Below are 18,475 nucleotides of genomic sequence, written 5' to 3' on the forward strand. Positions count from 1 at the left end.
GGAGGCAGCCATGCAGCAGGCCGAACCGATGCCGATCAGCACCGAGGACACCGCCCTCCGCCGCGCGACCAGGACCATCCAGCGCCTCCGCGCCGACCTGGCCGCCGCCGAAACCGCCCGGACACCCGGCCCGATCGCCGTCCTCGGCGCCGGACTGCGGCTGGCAGGCGGCATCGGGGATCTCGACAGCTATGGGACCGCGCTGCGTGCGGGTCGTGACCTGGTCACTCGCATGCCCGGCCACCGCCGCTGGCCCTTCGACGACCAATGGTCACAACTGCCCACTCGCGGCAGCTTCCTGGCCGATGCCCTCGACTTCGATCCCGGCTTCTTCGGCATCACCCCGCGGGCCGCCCGCGCCATCGACCCCCAGCACCGGCTCCTGCTCGAAGTCACCTGGGAGGCGATCGCGCACGCCGGGCTCGAGCACGACCGGCTGCGCGATCAGCGGGTCGGCGTCTACGTCGGCATCACCGGGCGTCAGGACTACGCCGATTGGGCGGGCAACCACGTCGACGCCTTCTGGGCCACCGGCAACGGCCACAGCTTCGCCCCCGGCCGCATCGCCTACACCTTCGGGTTCACCGGGCCGGCCGTCGCGGTCGACTCGGCCTGCTCCTCCTCGCTGGTCGCCGTGCATCAGGCCGTCGGCGCACTCCGGCGCGGCGAGATCGACCTCGCGGTGGCGGGCGGGGTCAACCTGATTCTGGCCCCCGGCTCCACCCGAGCCATCGAGCAGACGAAATCGCTGGCCCCCGATGGCATCTGCAAGACGTTCGACGCCCGCGCCAACGGCTACGTGCGCGGCGAGGGCGCCGCGATGGTCGTGCTGAAACGCCTCGCCGACGCCGAGCGCGACACCGATCCGATGCTCGGGGTGGTCCTCGGGACCGCGGTCAACCAGGACGGCCGTTCCTCCGGTTTCACAGCCCCGAACGCCGAAGCCCAGCGCCGCGTGATCGCCGCGGCTCTCGCCGACGCGGGCCGCACGCCCGCCGACATCGGCTACGTGGAGGCCCACGGCACCGGCACCGCCCTCGGCGACCCCATCGAGATGGCGGGCATCGTCGCCGCGCTCGGCACCCGCAACGACGGCCGCACGCTGCACGTGGGCTCGGTCAAGACCAATCTCGGCCATCTCGAAGCCGCCTCCGGCATCGCCGGTCTGCTGAAAGCCTTGCTCTGCCTGCGCGAACGCGCCATCGCGCCGCTGGTGCACTTCCGGACCCCGAACCCGCGCATCGACCTGTCCGGCACCGGAATCCAGCTCGCCGCCGAGGCCACCGGCTGGTCCGACACCGACAGCGGCCCGCTGGCGGGCATCAGCTCCTTCGGCATCGTCGGCACCAACGCGCACGCGATCCTCGGCCCGGCCCCCGGCGCGCCCCCACCGCACCCGCGGGTTCGCCCGCCCTGGCGGCGAATCCCCTGCTACCCCGCCTTTCTCGGCGATCCGCCACCGGTTGATTCGCCCTGACCTCGCCGAACCCCGACCGCCTGTCGAGCTCGGTTCCGGAGCACCAGGCCCGTCTCGGCCTGTCGAGAACTACGCTCGCGAGGACTCGGCTTGTCGATGAAAGGGGCCGTGCAGGTGCGCAACGGTGAGGTGATTCGCCCGCTGTCGTCATCGGAACGGTGGTTCTGGCTCATCGATCAGTTGTCGCCGGCCAATTGCGTCGCCCGAGTGCGGGTGCGCGGCCCGATCGGCGCCTACCGCCTCGAAGAGGCCGCGGACGCGCTGGTCGCGGAATTCCCGCTGCTGCGCACAACAGTCGTCGATGGCCCGGACTTCGCGCCGTCGGCCGACCCGCACCTGCCGGTCCTGCACCGCATCGTCACCGACCCCGACCAGTGGCGCACAATCTTCGACGAACAACTGGCCGAACCCATCGACCTCGCGACGGCCCCCGGCCGACTCATCGATCTAGCCTGGCGGCCAGGCGCTTGCGACGAACACCACGACCTGATCCTGGTCCTGTCCCATGTCCTACTCGACGGCCGCTCGCTGGTGTCGCTGCTGTGGCGAATTCTCGCCTACACCGCCGGATCTCCGATCCGCACCGCCACCCGCCCACCGATCCCGGCCCCCGACGACCTCATCCCACCCGCGCACACCCGCCTCCTGCGCTGCCTGCGCACCAACATCACCGGCCAACTCACCGCCATGGCCCGCCGCGCGACCAACCTCCCCGGCACCCCGCCGCCGCTGCCGATTCGCCGCACGCGCAGCGTGATACGCACCATCGAGGGCGAAGCACTCACGGCGCTCGGCACCCGCTGCCACCAGCACGACGTCACCATCAACGCCGCCATGAGCGCCGCCCTGGCCCACGCACTCGGCGAACTCGCCCCCCGCCGATCGGGAGTAGCGGGCATCGGCGTCCCGGTAGACGTCCGCTCCCGCCTGGACCCGCCCCCGGCCGACGACGAGCCCGGCATGTTCACCGCGGTAGTCCCCACCTTCGTCCCCTACGGCCCGACCCACTCCCTCTGGGACGTCGCCCGCGCAGCGAAAACGCAACTGGCCCAGCGGCTGGCGCGGAACAACGACCTCACCGCGCTGGCCGCCATCCGCTACGGCTGCCCACGCTCTCTCGAATCCGGCAGGCGCGCCATAGAACTCATCGACCGTCGTGCCCCCTGGAACGTCACCCTCAGCAACCTCGGCAAACTCACCCCGCCCACAGCGGTGAAGCCCCTCGATGTCACCGCGCTGACGGTCGCGGGAACGAACTCCTGCGCCAGCGCGCTCACCGTCGCCGTGGCCACTCTCGGCACCACGATGTCGATCACCTTCTGCTACGTCGACACCATGCTCGCGCGGACAACCATCGAATCCCTGGCCGATCGCACCATCCGGTCTGTCACTGGCTGACCCGGTGGCTACAGCGACGATTCCGCTCAGGTGAGCAGGCCCCGCACGATTTCCCGCAGCGCGGCCCGGTCCGGCTTGTTCGTCCGGCCGCTGACCGGAATCCGATCCACCACCACGATGTCGTCGGGCACGGCGGTGGTGTCGATGACCTGGGGCAATCGCTTGCGAACTAGCTCGACGACGTCCCCGGCCCCCGGTTCGCCGACAATGGCGAGCACGATTCGTTCATCGCCGACCTCGTCCGGTAGGCCCACCATGATCGCTTCCCGCACCCCGTCGATCGCGGTGATCACCGGCTCGTACAACCCGGGGTAGATATTCGTCTTCCCACGGATCATCATGTCCTTCTTGCGCCCGGTGAGGACCAACTCCTCGCCGTCCCAGCGCGCGAGGTCGCCGGTGGCGATCTCGGTCAGCGGCGCCGCACCCAGATACCCGCGGCACAGGTTCGGGCCGGACAACACGAGCTCGCCGTCGTCGGCGATCCGCGCCTGCACACCCCGCACCGGAGCGCCGAGCAGATCCCCGTCGTGCGCGAGTTTCGCGGCGCCGGTCGCGACCGCCACCGGCAGGATCTCCGTCATCCCGTAGATCGCGAGAAACCCGGTGTCGGGCAACAGCTGCTGAGCCCGGCGCAGGAGCGCGGAGGTGACCGGGGCACCACCGAGCGCCACCTGCCGCAGGTGGGACGGCGCCGGGACAATCCCGGCATCGAGCGCGTCCAGGGCGGCGGCGAGATCGGCCGGGGTGTAGAACGCGTGCGTCGCGCTCCCTAGATTCCGTGTGAATCGGACCGGGTCGATGTGTGTGCCGAAGCGCGGATATCGCGGCAAAGCCCACCGCGCCCCCGCCATCAACGCGGGCAATCCCATCATGAGCTGCTCGGTGTGCAGGAACGCGCCAGGCGCGAGACTGGTTCGTCCGCCCATCGCACTCAACCCGGCGCTCAGCGAGGCACGCGTGTGCACAACGGCTTTGGGCTCGTCAGTGGTTCCCGAGGTGAACACGATCAACGCCGCGGCGTCGGGATCCGCGGGCGGCGGAGTGCTCTCGCGCGCATCACCGGTGAACCGCCGCAACGGGATCGACCCGAACGGCGTTCCCGGCAGCCACACACCACTGTGGATGTGGCGAACATCGAGGGCGCCGAACCGCGGCAGTTCCAGTCCCTTCGCGCGCCCGAACCCGGCGAGTGGGCCGCTCACGGCATACAGCAGTGATTCCGTCGCCGCCCACGTCGGTTCGACCAGGCCGACCCGTGCGGCGAAGAGCTCCGGCCCGACACCGGGGTCGACGAACACGATCGTCCCGCCCGCCGCGATCACCCCGAAGATCACCATCACCGATGGCACGCTCGGCCGGATCGAGAACAGCATCCGATCACCCGGCGCGAACCCCGCCTCGCCGAGATTGTGCGCCACTCGACCGACGGTTTCCTGCAGTTCCCGATAGGTGAGCGCACGCTTGCCGACAGTGCCGAGTGCCGACGCATCCGGAATCCGTTCGGCCTGCGCGGCGAGCCTTTCGAGAAAATCGGTCATCGGTGCTCCCCTCGACAGTCGACCACGCCGGTCGGGCACTTTCGATCGTGCTCGCACGCCACGCTCACCGAATATCGACCACCTCGGGCCGATAGCGATGATCGGCGTACCAAGCGAGAGTCTTGCGAATACCCCAGGCGCGCACCCGCCGATTCGAGCCGTACACCCGCACATCACGGCGCAACCCATAGTCGGTGGTGATCGTGCGCACCGCGTTGACCAGCGCCCGATCCTCGTGCAGATCCTCGATAGCGGTCCGCGGGAATCCGCCAGCGGCGACATACAGTTCAGCGGTGATCGCCATATTGCACCCCGGCGTCATCACATACGGTCCGAGATACTTCGGATCCCGATTGCCCGCGCGCACCTTGCCGAAGGCCGACGCCACTTCCAACGCCACGCGAATGATCGTGCGATCCATCCACGAGACACCTTCGTCGGTGCGTGGAATCAGCTGACCGCTCACCAACCGCAGCCCGGAGTCGAACCCGTCTTTGACCCGCCGCGTCCAGTCGGGGGCGGGCAGGCAGTCGGCATCGGTGCGCGCGAGGTAGGTCGCGCCATGCGCGATCGCATAGCGCATACCGGTATCGGCGGCGGCGCCGGTGCCCTTCTGCCGCTCGCCGATCACGACGATGCGCGGCAGCGGATGCGCCGAAGCGAATTCCCGGACCACCTCGACGGTGCGGTCGGTCGAGTTGTTGTCGACCACGACAACCGTGAAATCTGTGTCCTGCTGCGCGGCGATGGCGTCCAGGGTCTTGCCGATGCCACGTTCTTCGTCGAAGGCGGGAATAACCACCCAGAGAGCGTCCGATTCGCGATTGCTCACCAACGGACGCGGCTGTGTCACCGCACACCAACTGTCACCGCACACCAACTGTCACCGCACACCAACTCCTCGATAGGTCACGGCCGCCGCGGTGGGTCCGCCGTCGGCGGCGACGAACAACAACGGCCGATCGACCAGCCCCGCCGCACGCGCCGCCACGAAGGCGGCGGTCAACGCGGAAGTGTGCGCGTCCCCGTCGAATTCATCGGTCACCACCGAGCCGACGCCGAGCTCGGTTGCCAATTCCCCGGCGAAAGCCGAAGTCGGCTTACCACACAACAGCACCACCCGCCCCGCGTCGATACCGTCCGCAGCCAGCGCTTCTCGCGCCGCGACAGCTGCATGCTCGACGAGTTCCGCTGTCCCCGAACGTAATTCCACTGTCAATGCAGACCGCCCGTGCGCCCCCATCGCGGACAACCGCACATACCCCTGGGGATCAGGCAACTGTTCCCCCGCGCTCACATGCACCCGACCGAATCCCATCGCGTCATCGTGATTCTCGAGCACGAACGCCGCCCCCACCGGCTCGAACGCGAACTGCGCATCAGCCCGCTCCGACGGATGCGCGTCCCCCGACACGACGACCACGCGCCCAGCGGGCAGATCGGCCAGCAGTGAAGTGGCCACCCCCACAGCGTTCACCAACCCACATGCCCCGTTCATCAGATCGAACGACAGACACGGCACATCACCGCGTCGATATTCCAGCCCGATCCCCGCTGCCTGCTGAATCAGCGCCGCGATCGCCGGTTCCACGAGGTTCGCATCGCGATAGACCCCCACGTTGATCAGAGCGTCGACCTGCTCAGGCCGACAACCGGCGCCTGCCAACGCATCGCGCGCGGCATCGGCCGCCTGTCCCACCGAGCTGACTCCGCCGCTGCGGGTCACTGCCGAAGAAATGATGATTCCCATACTGTCCTACACCCGCAGATCGCCGATTGTCACCGACAAGAATCCGGCGACCACCCCGGAAGCCGCCGGTACCATCAGTACCTTCGACCCCGGCGCGATCAGCCCTCGCCGCAGCGCGTCGTGCAACACCACGAAATGTGAGGTCGACGCGGTGTTGCCATACCTGTCCAGTACCGCGAGCGCTCGCGGCATGGGTGAATCGAATTCGCGCTCGGCGATCTTGCCGATCAATTCCACTGCCGGACCGCTGAATTGGTGATGGATCAGGTAGTCGTAGCGCTCGTCGGCGAAGCTGGAACCGCGGGCGGCCAGGAACTCCAGCTGTCGCGAGGTCCACAGCAGGTACCGGGACTCGTTGTGCATCGACCGATTGTCGGTATAGAGCGCGACCCCCGGCCCCTGATCACTCGGCATCCCGAGGCACAGCTCGGCGAACGCCGCACTGGTGTTGAGCTCCACATAGTCGAGCCCCGGTCCGTCGGTGCCGTCGAGCACCACGGCCGCCCCGGCATCGCCGACGGTGAGCGAGGCGAACTGTGGGTCGTACTTCTGCGAGATCTCACGCACCGCGGTATCGGCGATCGGCGTGATGCATTCCCCCGACACCACCATGCCGCGACGCGCAGCGCCGGATCGAATCATCCTGTCCAGCAGCAGAACTCCGGTCATCATCCCGGCGCACGCGTTGGAGACGTCGAAGTGGATCGCCCGCCTCGCCCCGAGCGCGGTGCGCAGCATCAGGGCGAACGACGGCTCGAAGCAGAAGTCCTCGCCGCGGGTCCGGGTGATCGAACAGGAGATGATCACGTCCAGATCGGCGGCGTCGTAGCGGGAATTGTCCAGTGCGCCGCGGGCGGCGGCGAGGGCGATGGTGAAGGAGTCCTCGGATTCGCCGCGCACCCTTCGCGCCTTCACCCCGCTGACCTTCTCCAGGTCCGGCGGCGCGTCGACGGCCAGCTGGGCCAGCAACTCCGCCGTGGTCACTTCCCTGGTCGGCAGATACGCGCCGACGGCTTCGATTGTCGATCTCACCATGGGTGTTCACTTCCGGATATCGCGTGATGCGCACTACACGCAGCGCATCTCGTCGATCTTAACGACAGACCTTTCACTGGACGGGTCGGCTCGAGTAGATTGTCCCGGGATGTGGAGCACTTCTCGACGCCATGAACTAGCGCTACTCGCCGCCGGCCAGCCCTGGTTGCCTGGATTGTTGCTGTCGGGACGGTTCGCGCGCCCGATTCGCAAGGTCCCCGGACTCGGCTGGTTCGTCGCGGATCCGCTGGTGGCCCGCCAGATCTACAACGACAGTACGCATTTCAGCATCGTCTCCGAGGGTGCGGCCGGGCACTGGTGGGCGCAGGTGATCGGCGACTGGGTCGATGATCTGTTCGAAGGGCCGGGGCACACCGACCTGCGGACCAAGGTGCGTGACCTGTTCACCCTCACCCACACCGATGCCCTGGTCGAGCGGGTGATCGGACCAGACCTGCGCGACCTGCGCGAACGGCTCGCCGCGGGGGAGACCGTCGACATCGCCGCCCGAGCGCAGATTCTCGTCGGCCGCAGCGTCTCCGACCTGGTCGGTATGCGCCCCGAAGACATCGCAGCGGCTATCGGTGGCGCCGGCACCGACGAACAGGACGCGCTGTTCCTGCGGTTGTTCCATCATGTCGAAGAGCTGGTCAATCTAGCTTTCGGCACCATGGCCTCGACCACCCTCGACCCCGTCGCCCTGGCCCGCGCTCGCGAACTGGCCACTCAGCTCGCCGTCGGTGTCCCCGACGCGTACGCGCGCGCCGACCCCGACACCACCCTCGGCCGCTGCCGTGAACTGGGCCTCGACGTCGAGCACGCGGGCGGCCTGGCCATCCTCATGGCCGTGGCGGGTACCGATACTCTCGCCAGCGCCATGACCAGAATGGTCGCGATCATGCACGACACCGGCCAGCACCGCGCCCTGATAGCCACCCCCGACCGCCTCCCCGACGCGGTCCGCGAAACTCTGCGCGTCACCAGCCCCGCCTACCTCGTCGGCCGCTCGGTCACCGCGGACGTCCGCATCGCCGATCGTGACCTGCGCGCGGGCGAGCACGTGAAGATTCTCACCTGGACCATCAACAACGCCGCGGGCGAGTTCAGCATCGCCCGCGACTACAACCCCGAGACCCGCCAGCTCTGGTTCGGCGGTGGCCGCCACCTCTGCCTCGGCGCGCAACTCGTCCACTCCGAACTCACCGCGCTGCTCGAAGCGCTCACCGCCGCCGGCCGGCCGTGGGAGATCGTCGAACGTCGTTACCGCCGAAAGGTTTTCATTCCCACCTACGAAAAGCTGCGAATCCGTCTGGTGCGCTGACCACGAAGACCCCGGCTACGCGAGGCCACCGACGAGGGTGCCCATCGCGGTGTCGAATCGATTCCGGAGCACCAGGCCCGGCTCGGTCCGCCGAGATCGGGAGTAACCGACGCACCGGCCGCCCTCGGCACAACCGGCCCGACGTCGAACGGGCAGGACCGAGCGCCGACCGCCGCGCGCTGATGCCCCGACTACGCGCCGAAACCGGCCGAGGGTGATCGGCATCGGGCGACCCGCGACCTCAGAGCGGCCGGGAGGTGTCCGTCAGGCGATCCGGGTCGACGGGCTCGCGCGCGGTGATCAGTTCCTTGATCCGGTCGGTCACGTCCCAGACGTTGACGTTCATCCCGGCCAGCACCCGATTCGCCGGATCGAGCCAGAACGCCACGAACTCCCGGCTCGTCACGTCGCCGCGCACCACCACCCGCGCGTCGGCGCCGGGCGCGACGAAGCCGGTGTACTCCATGCCGAGGTCGTACTGGTCGGTGAAGAAGTAGGGCAGCCGGTCGTAGGTGGCGTCGCGGCCGAGCATGGTCGCCGCCGCCACTTCGGGCTGATTCAGCGCGTTCGCCCAGTGCTCGACCCGTACCCGCGTGCCCAGGCTCGGATGATCCTGTTCGGCGATGTCGCCGACGGCCACGATGTCGGGGTCGCTGGTGCGCAGTCCCGCGTCGACCAGCACGCCGCTGTGGATCGCCAGGCCCGCCTGCCGTGCCAGGTCGAGATCCGGATCCGCGCCGATCGCGATCAGTACCGCTTCGGCGGGCGCCGAGGCGCCGTCGGCCAGGCTCAACCCGGTCGCGACGCCGTCGTCGTCGGTGGTGATCTCGCTGACCTGCACCCCCAGCCGCAGATCGACGCCGTGCCCGCGATGCAGTTCGGCGAAGACGGTGCCCATCTCCCGGCCCAGCGAACCGATCAGGGGCTGGGCGGCGGTCTCGACCACCGTCACCTCGCACCCGCGGGTCCGCGCGGCGGCCGCGACCTCCAGGCCGATCCAGCCCGCGCCGATGATCGCCAGCCGGGCGTGCCGCTCCAGCAGTTCCGACAGCGTGCGGGCGTCGTCGATGGAGCGCAGGGTGTGGACGTTCGGGGCGTCGGCGCCGGCGATCGGCAGCCAGCGCGCGGAGGAACCGGTGGCCAGCGCGAGTTTGTCGTAGGGCAGCGTCGAACCATCCGGCAGCGTGACCGTTTTCGCCGCGGGGTCGACACCGGTCACGGTGGTGCCGCGCATGACCTCGACGTGGTGGTCGCGATACCACTGGGCCGCCTCCACGGTGAAGTCCGGCAACTGCTTCTTGCCGAGCAGGAACTCCTTGGACAACGGCGGCCGCTCGTAGGGCAGATGTTCCTCGCTGCCGATGAGGGTGAGCGAGCCGTCGAAGTCCGCGGCGCGTAGCGCCCTGGCCAGTCCTGCCGCGGCGAGGCCGCCGCCCACGATCACGAAACGCCGATCCGAGGTCATCGCGAACTCCTTCGGTGCCGAGGGACTCGTCGCCCCCGACCCTACTGTCACCAGGGTGTTTGCGAGGTCGGTTCGCGATCTACCGGCCGGAACCGGGGCCGGATCGCGATGCCGGGAGCGGGAACGAATCGACGGCCGGGATGGTTGGCAGGAATGACGCGTGCGTCACCGCCGCGTCCGCCGACTGATCGAGAGGAACGACACGTGACCGAGACGGGCACCGAGAAAGATGTCGCCGATTTCTGGTTCGATCCGCTGTGCCCCTGGTGCTGGATCACCTCGCGCTGGATTCTGGAAGTCGAGAAGGTCCGTGACATCGAGGCGCGCTTCCACGTCATGAGCCTGGCCGTGCTGAACGAGGGCCGCGAGCTGCCGGAGAACTATGTCGAGTTGATGAAGAGCGCGTGGGGTCCGGTCCGGGTCGCCATCGCCGCCGCCCAGCAGCACGGCGACAAGGTGCTCGCGCCGCTCTACACCGCGATGGGCACCCGTATCCACGAGCGCAAGGGCTCCTACGAGCGCGAGGATCGCGCGGAGTCGCTGCGCGCGGTGGTCGTCGACGCGCTCGCCGAGGTCGGCCTGCCCGCCGACCTCGTCGCCGCCGCCGACAGCACCGACTACGACGAGGCCCTGCGCGCCAGTCATCACGCGGGCATGGACGCGGTCGGCCCGGACGTCGGCACCCCGACCATCCACGTCAACGGCATCGCCTTCTTCGGGCCGGTGCTCTCGCGCATCCCGCGCGGCGAGGACGCGGGCAAGATCTGGGACGGCGTCGTCGCCCTGGCGTCCTACCCGTACTTCTACGAGCTCAAGCGCACCCGCACCGAAGGCCCGATCTTCGACTGAGCCACTCGGTTCCCGAGCGGGCGCGCCTACCCGCTCGGGGAATCCGGCACTCAGGCAACGGGTTTCGGCGGCAGGCTCGGCACCTCGCCGTAGGGCGGCGCGCCCACGCCGAATCCGGCCGGCCGCGGGGCGGGCCGCCAGAACACCTTGCCGTGCCTGCTGCGATCCCGCAGCGCCGACATCCGCCAGGTCAGCACCGGATGACTGGACAACGCGTTGACCAGCCAGACGAACGCGCCCTTCTCCGTCGCGGCCCGGTCGGCCATCTCGTCGAAACCGACCGTGGTGTTGAGGTATTTGCCCGCGGCCAGCGTGCCCATCGCCGCCGCCGCGCCGCTCGCGCGGTGGCAGTAACCGTAGTTGTCGGCGGTGTACTCCTGCGAGCGGCTCAGCGATGAACCCAGGATCGGCAGGAACGGCACCAGGAACATGCCCAGCTGCCGCCAGTACGAGACGTGCCCGGCCGCGATGTGCCCGACCTCGTGCCCGATGATGAATGCCAGCGCGTCGGGCTCGCGCGCCTGCCCGCCGACCTCGAACAGATCGCTGTAGACCACCACGAACCGCCGGAAGCCGTGGCCGGAGGCGAAGGCGTTGATCTGGCCGTTGCCGAGGACGACGTAGGCGTCGGGCGCCTGGCGCATTCCGAAGCGCTGCGCGGCCTCGGCCACCATGCGGTAGCCCTCGGGAAACTGCGTCGGCGACATCTTCACCCCGCCGACTCGCTGGGAGGCGTAGGTGAACCCGCGCCCCGCCCAGACCAGCATCGGCGCGAAGACCAGCAACAGCAGGTAGTCGCCCGGGGTGATGCCCTCCAGGATCGCGACGGCGAACAGCCCGAGCGCGACCACATACGCCAGCGCGGTGCACAGCACGACGATCACCAGCAGCGGGATCTCCCAGCTGTGCCGCGCGGGCATACCCCACGGCGCCAGTCCGCGCGGTCCACGCTCGGGCGGCAGTTGCGCCGGTCGCCCGCGGTCTGCCGGCGAAGGGGACGGATACGAGGCGGTGGATCCGCCGGACGACGGGTGCCCCCACCCGGTCGAGTGTCCGTACAGATCGACGTGGCCGCCGTACTCGGGGGCCGGGTTGTGCGGTTGTGGCTGCGGTGCCGGTTCGGGCGAGTGCATGAAACGCAGCCTATGCGGGGCGGTCCCCCCTCGGCGCAGGCGTGGAACGACCTGCGACAATCGCAGCCATGCGCGTTTACCTTGGTGCCGACCATGCCGGCTTCGAACTGAAGAATCACGTGAAGGCTCACCTCGAGCAGGCGGGCCACGACGTCGTGGACTGCGGCGCGCTGGAATACGACGCCCTCGACGACTACCCGGCCTTCTGCATCGAGGCCGCGCGCCGCACCGTCGCCGATCCGGGCAGCCTCGGCCTGGTGTTCGGCGGCTCCGGCAACGGCGAGCAGATCGCCGCCAACAAGGTGCCCGGCGCCCGCTGCGCGCTGGCCTGGAGCGTCGAGACCGCCAAGCTCGCCCGCGAGCACAACAACGCCCAGCTGATCGGCATCGGCGGACGCATGCACTCCACCGAGGAGGCGCTGGCCATCGTCGACGCCTTCGTCTCGACCGCCTGGTCGGAGGAGCCGCGCCATCAGCGCCGCATCGACATCCTCGCCGACTACGAGAAGACCGGCGAAGCCCCCGCGGTGCCCGCGTACTGAGTTCGCTCGATCCTCGGGGACCACCATGCCGGAAGGGCACACCCTGCACCGGCTCGCCGATCAGCACCGCCGTCGCTTCGCGGGCGGCCCGGTGCGGGTGTCGAGCCCGCAGGGCCGTTTCGCCGAGGGCGCCGCGCTGGTCGACGGGCGGACGCTCGACGACAGCACGGCGCACGGCAAACACCTGTTGCACCACTACGACAACGGCCTGACCGTGCACGTGCACCTCGGCCTCTACGGCGCGTTCCACGATGCGCCGCTGCCGATGGGCCCGCCGGTCGGCGCGGTGCGGATGCGGCTGACCGGCCGCGAGCACGGCACCGACCTGCGCGGCCCGGCCGCTTGCGAGGTGCTGCTGCCCCCGCAGGTGGATGCGTTGCTGGCCCGGCTCGGCCCGGACCCGCTGCGCGCCGACGCCGATCCCGAGCAGGCCTGGCGGCGAATCAATCGCTCGCGCAGGCCGATCGGGGCGTTGCTGATGGATCAGAAGGTGCTCGCGGGCGTCGGCAACGTCTATCGCGCCGAAGTTCTGTTCCGGCACGGCATTTCGCCCTACCGTCCCGGCGTGGACATCGACGCCGAGGAATGGAAGGCGATCTGGGCGGATCTGGTGGAGCTCATGCCGATCGGCGTGGCGACCGGGCGCATGCACGTGGTGCGCCCCGAACACGATCACGGCGAACCGTCCTACGCCCCGGACCGCCCGCGCACCTACGTCTACCGCAGGCCGGGAGCCGGCTGCCGGGTGTGCGGCTCACCGGTTGCCCACGCGGTGCTCGAAGGCCGGAATCTGTTCTGGTGCCCGGAGTGCCAGCCGCGCTGACCGCTCACCTCCGGCGGTCCCGAGGCGCCGGGTGGGTTTTCGCCACGCCGCGCGACACTCCGCTTCAGCCCGCGACCGCCGCGCCGATACCCGGTTCGTCGGCGCCCGCGAACACGAATCGCCGCCCGCCCGCCGTCTTGGCCGAGTACATCGCGCGGTCGGCGCGGCGCAGCAGATCGGTGAAATCCGATCGGGTGCCCGGCGCGTCGAACGCGGTGCCGACACTGGCCGACACCGGGACCGGCCCCGCCGACGACCACACCGGATCGCGCAGGGTGGCCACGATCCGGTGCGCGATCTCGGCCAGCGCGTCACCGTCGCGATTGACCGCGAGCACGAATTCGTCACCGCCGTAACGACAGATCACCGTGTCGGGCGGACAGACCTCGCGCAGCCGGTTGGCCAGCTCCACCAGCACCTCGTCGCCGACGGCGTGGCCGTAGGAGTCGTTGATCTGTTTGAAGCGGTCCAGGTCGATGAGCAGCAGGCCGACGCAGCTGGCCGGATCCTCGGCCATCTGGCGGACCCGGTCCTGCAACAGGGTGCGATTGGCCAGATCGGTCAGCGCGTCGTGGGTGGCCTCGTGACGCAGGCGGTGCTGGAGTGCGGCGATCTCCTGCACCCGCCGCGACACCTTGGCCGACAGACTCTGCTCCTGCTGGGCGAGTGCGCGCTCCTGCAGCGCCTGGGCATAGCTGTCGATGGCCTGACTGGCCACGAACGGCCAGCGGGTCGCCACCAGCGAACCCGGCCGCCCGGACGGGAACCCGAGCAGCCAGCGACTGGCCTGGGCCAGCATCCTGGTCCGTTCGAACGGCGGCTCGGCCATGCGGGCGCCGAGCATCCGCGCGGCAGGCACCGGAAAGGGCTCGTACCTGGCCAGATGGAGCAATTGTTCGACGATCTCGACGAGGACGGGTTCGAGCTGCTGCGGTGTGGTGTGCGAGCCCGGTTCGGAGCAGACCGCCCGCGCCCAGGCACGGCACATCGCGGCTACGGGAGGTTCGATGTCGGTCGTCATCGCACCCACCGGCCCCGTCCGGTACTGCTACGCGGTAGTGCCCACCTCGTCAGGTGCACGGTCACCGCCCCCTTTCCAGATACCCCCGTCCGGCACATGGATCGTAGCAAGGTGTACGCCTCTGAAAAACGGCGTTCTACAACGAGTTTTCCCTCGCCGGGCGCGACGATCCGGTGTGTGATCGTCTCAACAGCGACGGCGTTACCCACGAATTCGGATTCGCTGGAGAGTCGCCGCGGACACGCCGTGGATGTGTTGTTCCCGGCGGCCGGCTCCGTCCACCGAACGGAGGACACCGGAGACGCCGTTTCCCTCACCGCGCGGGTCCGTGGGTCGCACCGGAACTGAAACCTGTTCTCGGGGGCCGGACGTGGCGGCGATTCGGGGGGCGATTGGCGCACGCGACGGTCATTCGGTACAGTCGGTGCGCACACGACATCGTGGCGATCCCATCGATGTCGTATGCCTGCGGGCGTAGTTCAATGGTAGAACCTCAGCCTTCCAAGCTGATGGTGCGGGTTCGATTCCCGTCGCCCGCTCAACGCACGATTCATCCTCGTCGGTTGCCTGCCGCCGCGAGGCCACGGGGTGTAGCGCAGCTTGGTAGCGCATCCGCTTTGGGAGCGGAGGGTCGCAGGTTCAAATCCTGTCACCCCGACCATCGTTCGAGGATCGGCCGCCCCGGAGCCGGGGCGCGGGGTTCCCGGCCCGACGGGCTTTCCCAACCCGTCGGGCTTTCACGATCCGGTGTTCACAGGCTCACTTCCGGCCAGGACCATTCCGCCACGGCGGGGATGTCGGTGCCGTGTTCGCGGGTCCAGGCACGCGCCGCCCAGCGGGCGTCGATCATCTCCTGACGCAGTCCCGCCGCCTTCTCCCGCAGCGAGGGCACCCGGTCGACGACATCCATGACCAGGTGGAAGCGGTCCAGATCATTGAGCATGACCATGTCGAAGGGCGTCGTGGTGGTGCCCTCCTCCTTGTAGCCGCGCACGTGCAGGTTGTCGTGATTGGTGCGGCGGTAGGTGAGGCGGTGGATCAGCCAGGGGTAGCCGTGGAAGGCGAAGATCACCGGGCGGTCGGTGGTGAACAGGGTGTCGAACTCGCGGTCGGGCAGGCCGTGCGGATGCTCCTCGGCCGGTGTCAGGCGCATCAGGTCGACGATGTTGATCACTCGAATCCGCAAGTCGGGCAGGCGATTTCGCAGGATCGCGGCGGCGGCCAAGGTCTCCAGGGTCGGAACATCGCCCGCGCAGGCCAGCACCACGTCGGGTGTCTGCCCCGCGATGTCGTTGTTGCCCGCCCACTCCCAGATGCCCAGTCCGCGCGCGCAGTGCGCGGCCGCCTCCGGTACCGGCAGCCAGGCTTCCTGCGGCTGCTTGCCCGCCACCACCACGTTGACGAAGTGGCGCGAGCGCAGGCAGTGATCGTAGGTCGAGAGCAGGGTGTTGGCGTCCGGCGGCAGATAGACGCGCACGATCTCGGGCTTCTTGTTCAGCACCACGTCCAGGAAGCCCGGGTCCTGATGGGTGAAGCCGTTGTGGTCCTGACGCCACACGTGCGAGGAGAGCAGGTAGTTCAGACTCGGCAGGGGACGCCGCCACGGCACCGCGGCGCTGGCGTCGAGCCACTTGGCGTGCTGGTTGAACATGGCGTCGACGATGTGGATGAACGCCTCGTAGCAGGTGAAGACCCCGTGCCTGCCGGTGAGCAGGTAGCCCTCCAGCAGGCCCTGGCACAGATGTTCGGAGAGCACCTCGATCACCCGGCCCGCGCGGTCGAGCCCGACGTCGTTCGCGCCGATCTCGCCCAGCCACTTCCGGCCGGTCACCTCGAGGATGTCCTGCAACCGGTTGCTGGCCAGCTCGTCGGGGGCGAAGGTGAGGAAGTTGTCCGGGTTGTGCCGGGTGACCTCACGCAGCCAGCCGCCGAGCACCCGGGTCGCCTCGACCTTCACCGCACCCGGCGCTTGGACCTCGACGCCGAAGTCCCGCCAGTCCGGCAGGCGCAGATCACGGATCAGGGCGCCGCCGTTGGCGACCGGGTTGGCGCTCATCCGGCGGTTGCCCTCGGGCACCTGCGCGAGCAGTTCCGGAATCGGCCTGCCCTCGGCGTCGAACAGCTTCTCGGGCCGGTAGGAGCGCAGCCACTGCTCGAGCACCGCGCGATGGGCGTCGTCGTCGCGGGCGGTGGGCAGCGGCACCTGGTGTGCGCGGAAGGTGCCCTCGACACGCTCGCCGTCGACGATCGGGGGACAGGTCCAGCCCTTGGGCGTGCGCAGGATGATCATGGGCCAGGCCGGGCGGGAGTAGTCGTCGCCGGAACGCGCGGCCCGCTGGACGTCGCGGATCAGACCCACGCAGGTGTCCATGGCGGCGGCCATGGCCTGGTGCACCGCCGCGGGGTCGTCGCCGGAGACGAGGAAGGGCTGGTAGCCGTAGCCCTCGAACAGGCTGATCAGCTCGCGCTCCGGGATGCGGGCGAGCAGGGTCGGGTTGGCGATCTTGTATTCGTTGAGCGCCAGGATCGGCAGCACCGCGCCGTCCCGACCGGGATCGAGGAACTTGTTCGCGTGCCAGCTCGCCGCCAGCGGACCGGTCTCGGCCTCGCCGTCGCCGACCACACAGAACACCGTCAGATCCGGGTTGTCCAGGGCGGCGCCGAAGGCGTGCAACAGCGAGTAGCCCAGTTCGCCGCCCTCGTGGAAGGACCCCGGCGTCTCCGGCGCGCAGTGACTCGGCACGCCGCCGGGGAAGGAGAACTGCGCGAACAGCGCCGCCATCCCGGCGGCGTCGCGCGGAATGTCGCTGTAGAGCTCGGAGTAGGCGCCCTCCAGCCAGGCGCAGGCATTGGGGCCGGGCCCGCCGTGACCGGGCCCGGCGACGAACACCGCGTCGAGGTCGTGCTCGCGGATCATCCGATTGCCGTGCGTCCACACCAGATTCAATCCGGGCACGGTGCCGAAATGACCGAGCAGGCGCGCCTTGATGTGTTCGGGACGCAAGGGCTCGGTCAGCAACGGGTTGCCGCGCAGATAGATCTGCCCGACCGCCAGATAGTTGGCCGCGCGCCACCAGGCGTCGATAGCGGCGAGCTCGGCCGGGCTCAGCGGGCCGGGCGCGTCGCCGAGTTCGTAGGGGCGCGGGGCGATCGTGTCGCCGACCCGCGCGCCCGGCGCCGTGGCGGGGAGGTCCGCGCCGGTGTTCTCACCGGCAGCAGAGCTGGTCGTGGTTGTGATCGTGCCTGGCCGCTGCGTCATGTGGATTTCTCCTCGCGAACGCTTCTGACGGCGATCCCGGCCGGGACGCCGCGGTCGTGGTCACCGGTCGCCCGGCTTGGCCGAACACCGCCGGGTCGGGGCGGCGCACGCTCCGGCCAGCCTACGCACCGCCACGGCATCCGGCAGGGCGACGACCGCTCGGCGGGCGTGCCGGGCGGGCAGTCGGATTCGGCCCGCGGGCGGCGGTGGTCTAGGGTCCGCCGCATGCAGAATCTCGCCAGGATCATCGGGATCGGCACTGTCGCCGCCGCCGCGTTCGCGCTGACCGCCTGCGGTTCCGACGACTCCGCCACCGCCACCAGCGCGACCTCCGCCACCGCCGCGACATCGCGCTCGGCCGCGACCCCCGCCGCCCCGCAGTCGCACGGACGCGAATGCACCGCCGCCGACATCGAGGTGACCGGTGGCTTCGGCGAGAACCCTACGATCACCCTGCCCGACGACTGTGACGCCCCCAGCCGGCTGATCGTCGAGGACCTGGTCCCCGGCAGCGGGCCGGGGGCCGCGCCCGGCCAGGACCTGACCATGAACTACTCGCTGGTCGCCTGGTCGGACGGGGAGAAGCTGGACAGCTCCTTCGACCGCGGCGAGCCGTTCGGGCTCACCCTCGGCGCGGGTCAGGTCATTCCCGGCTGGGAGCAGGGCCTCGAGGGCGTCCAGGAAGGCGCGCGCCGGCTGCTGATCATCCCGCCGGACCTCGGCTACGGCGCGGGCGGCAACGGCATCAAGCCGAACGAGACGCTGGTCTTCGTCACCGACGCGGTAGGCGTCGGCAAGTAGCAGTCCCGGGCGGGCCACCGCCCCCGGCAGGCGATTGCAGTCCCCGGACGTCGGTCAACT

At 69.5% G+C, this 18,475-nt stretch carries 15 protein-coding genes and 2 tRNA genes; 9 read left to right on the forward strand and 8 right to left on the reverse strand.

The window, feature by feature from the left end; all coding sequences use genetic code 11:
• Positions 1-10: 10 nt before the first annotated feature.
• A complete protein-coding gene (locus tag NS3_RS18235) occupies positions 11-1,477 on the forward strand; it encodes a beta-ketoacyl [acyl carrier protein] synthase domain-containing protein (RefSeq protein ID WP_067861239.1) in 1,467 nt (488 codons plus the stop codon).
• 96 nt (positions 1,478-1,573) lie between these two features.
• Positions 1,574-2,875, forward strand: coding sequence for a phthiocerol/phthiodiolone dimycocerosyl transferase family protein (locus tag NS3_RS18240; protein WP_373865321.1), 1,302 nt, complete (start codon positions 1,574-1,576; stop codon positions 2,873-2,875).
• A gap of 26 nt (positions 2,876-2,901) precedes the next feature.
• On the opposite strand, the gene NS3_RS18245 is transcribed toward NS3_RS18240, so the two are convergent.
• The 4 genes from NS3_RS18245 to NS3_RS18260 form a co-directional block, all read right to left on the reverse strand.
• Positions 2,902-4,416: a class I adenylate-forming enzyme family protein gene (locus tag NS3_RS18245; protein ID WP_067861241.1), complete on the reverse strand. Its 1,515-nt coding sequence runs from the start codon at positions 4,414-4,416 to the stop codon at positions 2,902-2,904.
• Between the two features lie 64 nt (positions 4,417-4,480).
• Complete coding sequence (locus NS3_RS18250) at positions 4,481-5,218, reverse strand: glycosyltransferase family 2 protein (RefSeq protein ID WP_245649677.1); 738 nt, start codon at positions 5,216-5,218, stop codon at positions 4,481-4,483.
• Positions 5,219-5,299: 81 nt separating this feature from the next.
• Positions 5,300-6,115: a hypothetical protein gene (locus tag NS3_RS18255; protein WP_245649678.1), complete on the reverse strand. Its 816-nt coding sequence runs from the start codon at positions 6,113-6,115 to the stop codon at positions 5,300-5,302.
• 57 nt (positions 6,116-6,172) lie between these two features.
• The gene (locus tag NS3_RS18260) at positions 6,173-7,201 is read right to left on the reverse strand and encodes a 3-oxoacyl-ACP synthase III family protein (protein WP_067861244.1); all 1,029 of its coding nucleotides are present in this window, start codon (positions 7,199-7,201) and stop codon (positions 6,173-6,175) included.
• Between the two features lie 109 nt (positions 7,202-7,310).
• Between NS3_RS18260 and NS3_RS18265 the strand changes: the two genes are divergently transcribed.
• On the forward strand, positions 7,311-8,522 hold the full coding sequence (locus NS3_RS18265) for a cytochrome P450 (protein ID WP_067861246.1): 1,212 nt from the start codon (positions 7,311-7,313) through the stop codon (positions 8,520-8,522).
• Between the two features lie 241 nt (positions 8,523-8,763).
• On the opposite strand, the gene NS3_RS18270 is transcribed toward NS3_RS18265, so the two are convergent.
• Positions 8,764-9,987, reverse strand: a complete 1,224-nt coding sequence (locus tag NS3_RS18270; RefSeq protein WP_067861248.1) for an NAD(P)/FAD-dependent oxidoreductase — start codon at positions 9,985-9,987, stop codon at positions 8,764-8,766.
• 153 nt (positions 9,988-10,140) lie between these two features.
• Between NS3_RS18270 and NS3_RS18275 the strand changes: the two genes are divergently transcribed.
• Positions 10,141-10,836 carry a mycothiol-dependent nitroreductase Rv2466c family protein gene (locus NS3_RS18275; RefSeq protein ID WP_067861250.1) on the forward strand — a complete coding sequence of 232 codons (696 nt, stop codon included), beginning with the start codon at positions 10,141-10,143 and terminating at the stop codon, positions 10,834-10,836.
• 50 nt (positions 10,837-10,886) lie between these two features.
• Here the strand turns inward: NS3_RS18275 and NS3_RS18280 are convergent, their stop codons facing one another.
• Entirely contained in the window at positions 10,887-11,969 is a 1,083-nt protein-coding gene (locus NS3_RS18280; RefSeq protein ID WP_067861251.1) for a M48 family metallopeptidase, read from the reverse strand.
• A gap of 68 nt (positions 11,970-12,037) precedes the next feature.
• On the opposite strand from NS3_RS18280, the gene NS3_RS18285 reads away from it, so the two are divergent.
• Together NS3_RS18285 and NS3_RS18290 are read left to right on the forward strand one after the other, a co-directional pair.
• Positions 12,038-12,511, forward strand: coding sequence for a ribose-5-phosphate isomerase (locus NS3_RS18285; RefSeq protein ID WP_040794989.1), 474 nt, complete (start codon positions 12,038-12,040; stop codon positions 12,509-12,511).
• A 25-nt stretch (positions 12,512-12,536) separates the two neighbouring features.
• Positions 12,537-13,334, forward strand: coding sequence for an Fpg/Nei family DNA glycosylase (locus NS3_RS18290; RefSeq protein WP_067861252.1), 798 nt, complete (start codon positions 12,537-12,539; stop codon positions 13,332-13,334).
• 64 nt (positions 13,335-13,398) lie between these two features.
• Here the strand turns inward: NS3_RS18290 and NS3_RS18295 are convergent, their stop codons facing one another.
• On the reverse strand, positions 13,399-14,355 hold the full coding sequence (locus NS3_RS18295; protein WP_067861254.1) for a GGDEF domain-containing protein: 957 nt from the start codon (positions 14,353-14,355) through the stop codon (positions 13,399-13,401).
• Between the two features lie 468 nt (positions 14,356-14,823).
• On the opposite strand from NS3_RS18295, the gene NS3_RS18300 reads away from it, so the two are divergent.
• Positions 14,824-14,894, forward strand: a tRNA-Gly gene (locus tag NS3_RS18300).
• 45 nt (positions 14,895-14,939) lie between these two features.
• A tRNA-Pro gene (locus tag NS3_RS18305) sits at positions 14,940-15,016 on the forward strand.
• A 90-nt stretch (positions 15,017-15,106) separates the two neighbouring features.
• Here NS3_RS18305 and NS3_RS18310 read toward each other — a convergent pair.
• A complete protein-coding gene (locus NS3_RS18310) occupies positions 15,107-17,614 on the reverse strand; it encodes a phosphoketolase family protein (RefSeq protein ID WP_084495720.1) in 2,508 nt (835 codons plus the stop codon).
• Positions 17,615-17,839: 225 nt separating this feature from the next.
• Between NS3_RS18310 and NS3_RS18315 the strand changes: the two genes are divergently transcribed.
• On the forward strand, positions 17,840-18,415 hold the full coding sequence (locus NS3_RS18315; RefSeq protein ID WP_067861255.1) for an FKBP-type peptidyl-prolyl cis-trans isomerase: 576 nt from the start codon (positions 17,840-17,842) through the stop codon (positions 18,413-18,415).
• The last annotated feature ends 60 nt before the right edge of the window (positions 18,416-18,475 follow it).

Source organism: Nocardia shimofusensis NBRC 100134, assembly GCF_001613125.1.
Taxonomy (GTDB): domain Bacteria; phylum Actinomycetota; class Actinomycetes; order Mycobacteriales; family Mycobacteriaceae; genus Nocardia; species Nocardia shimofusensis.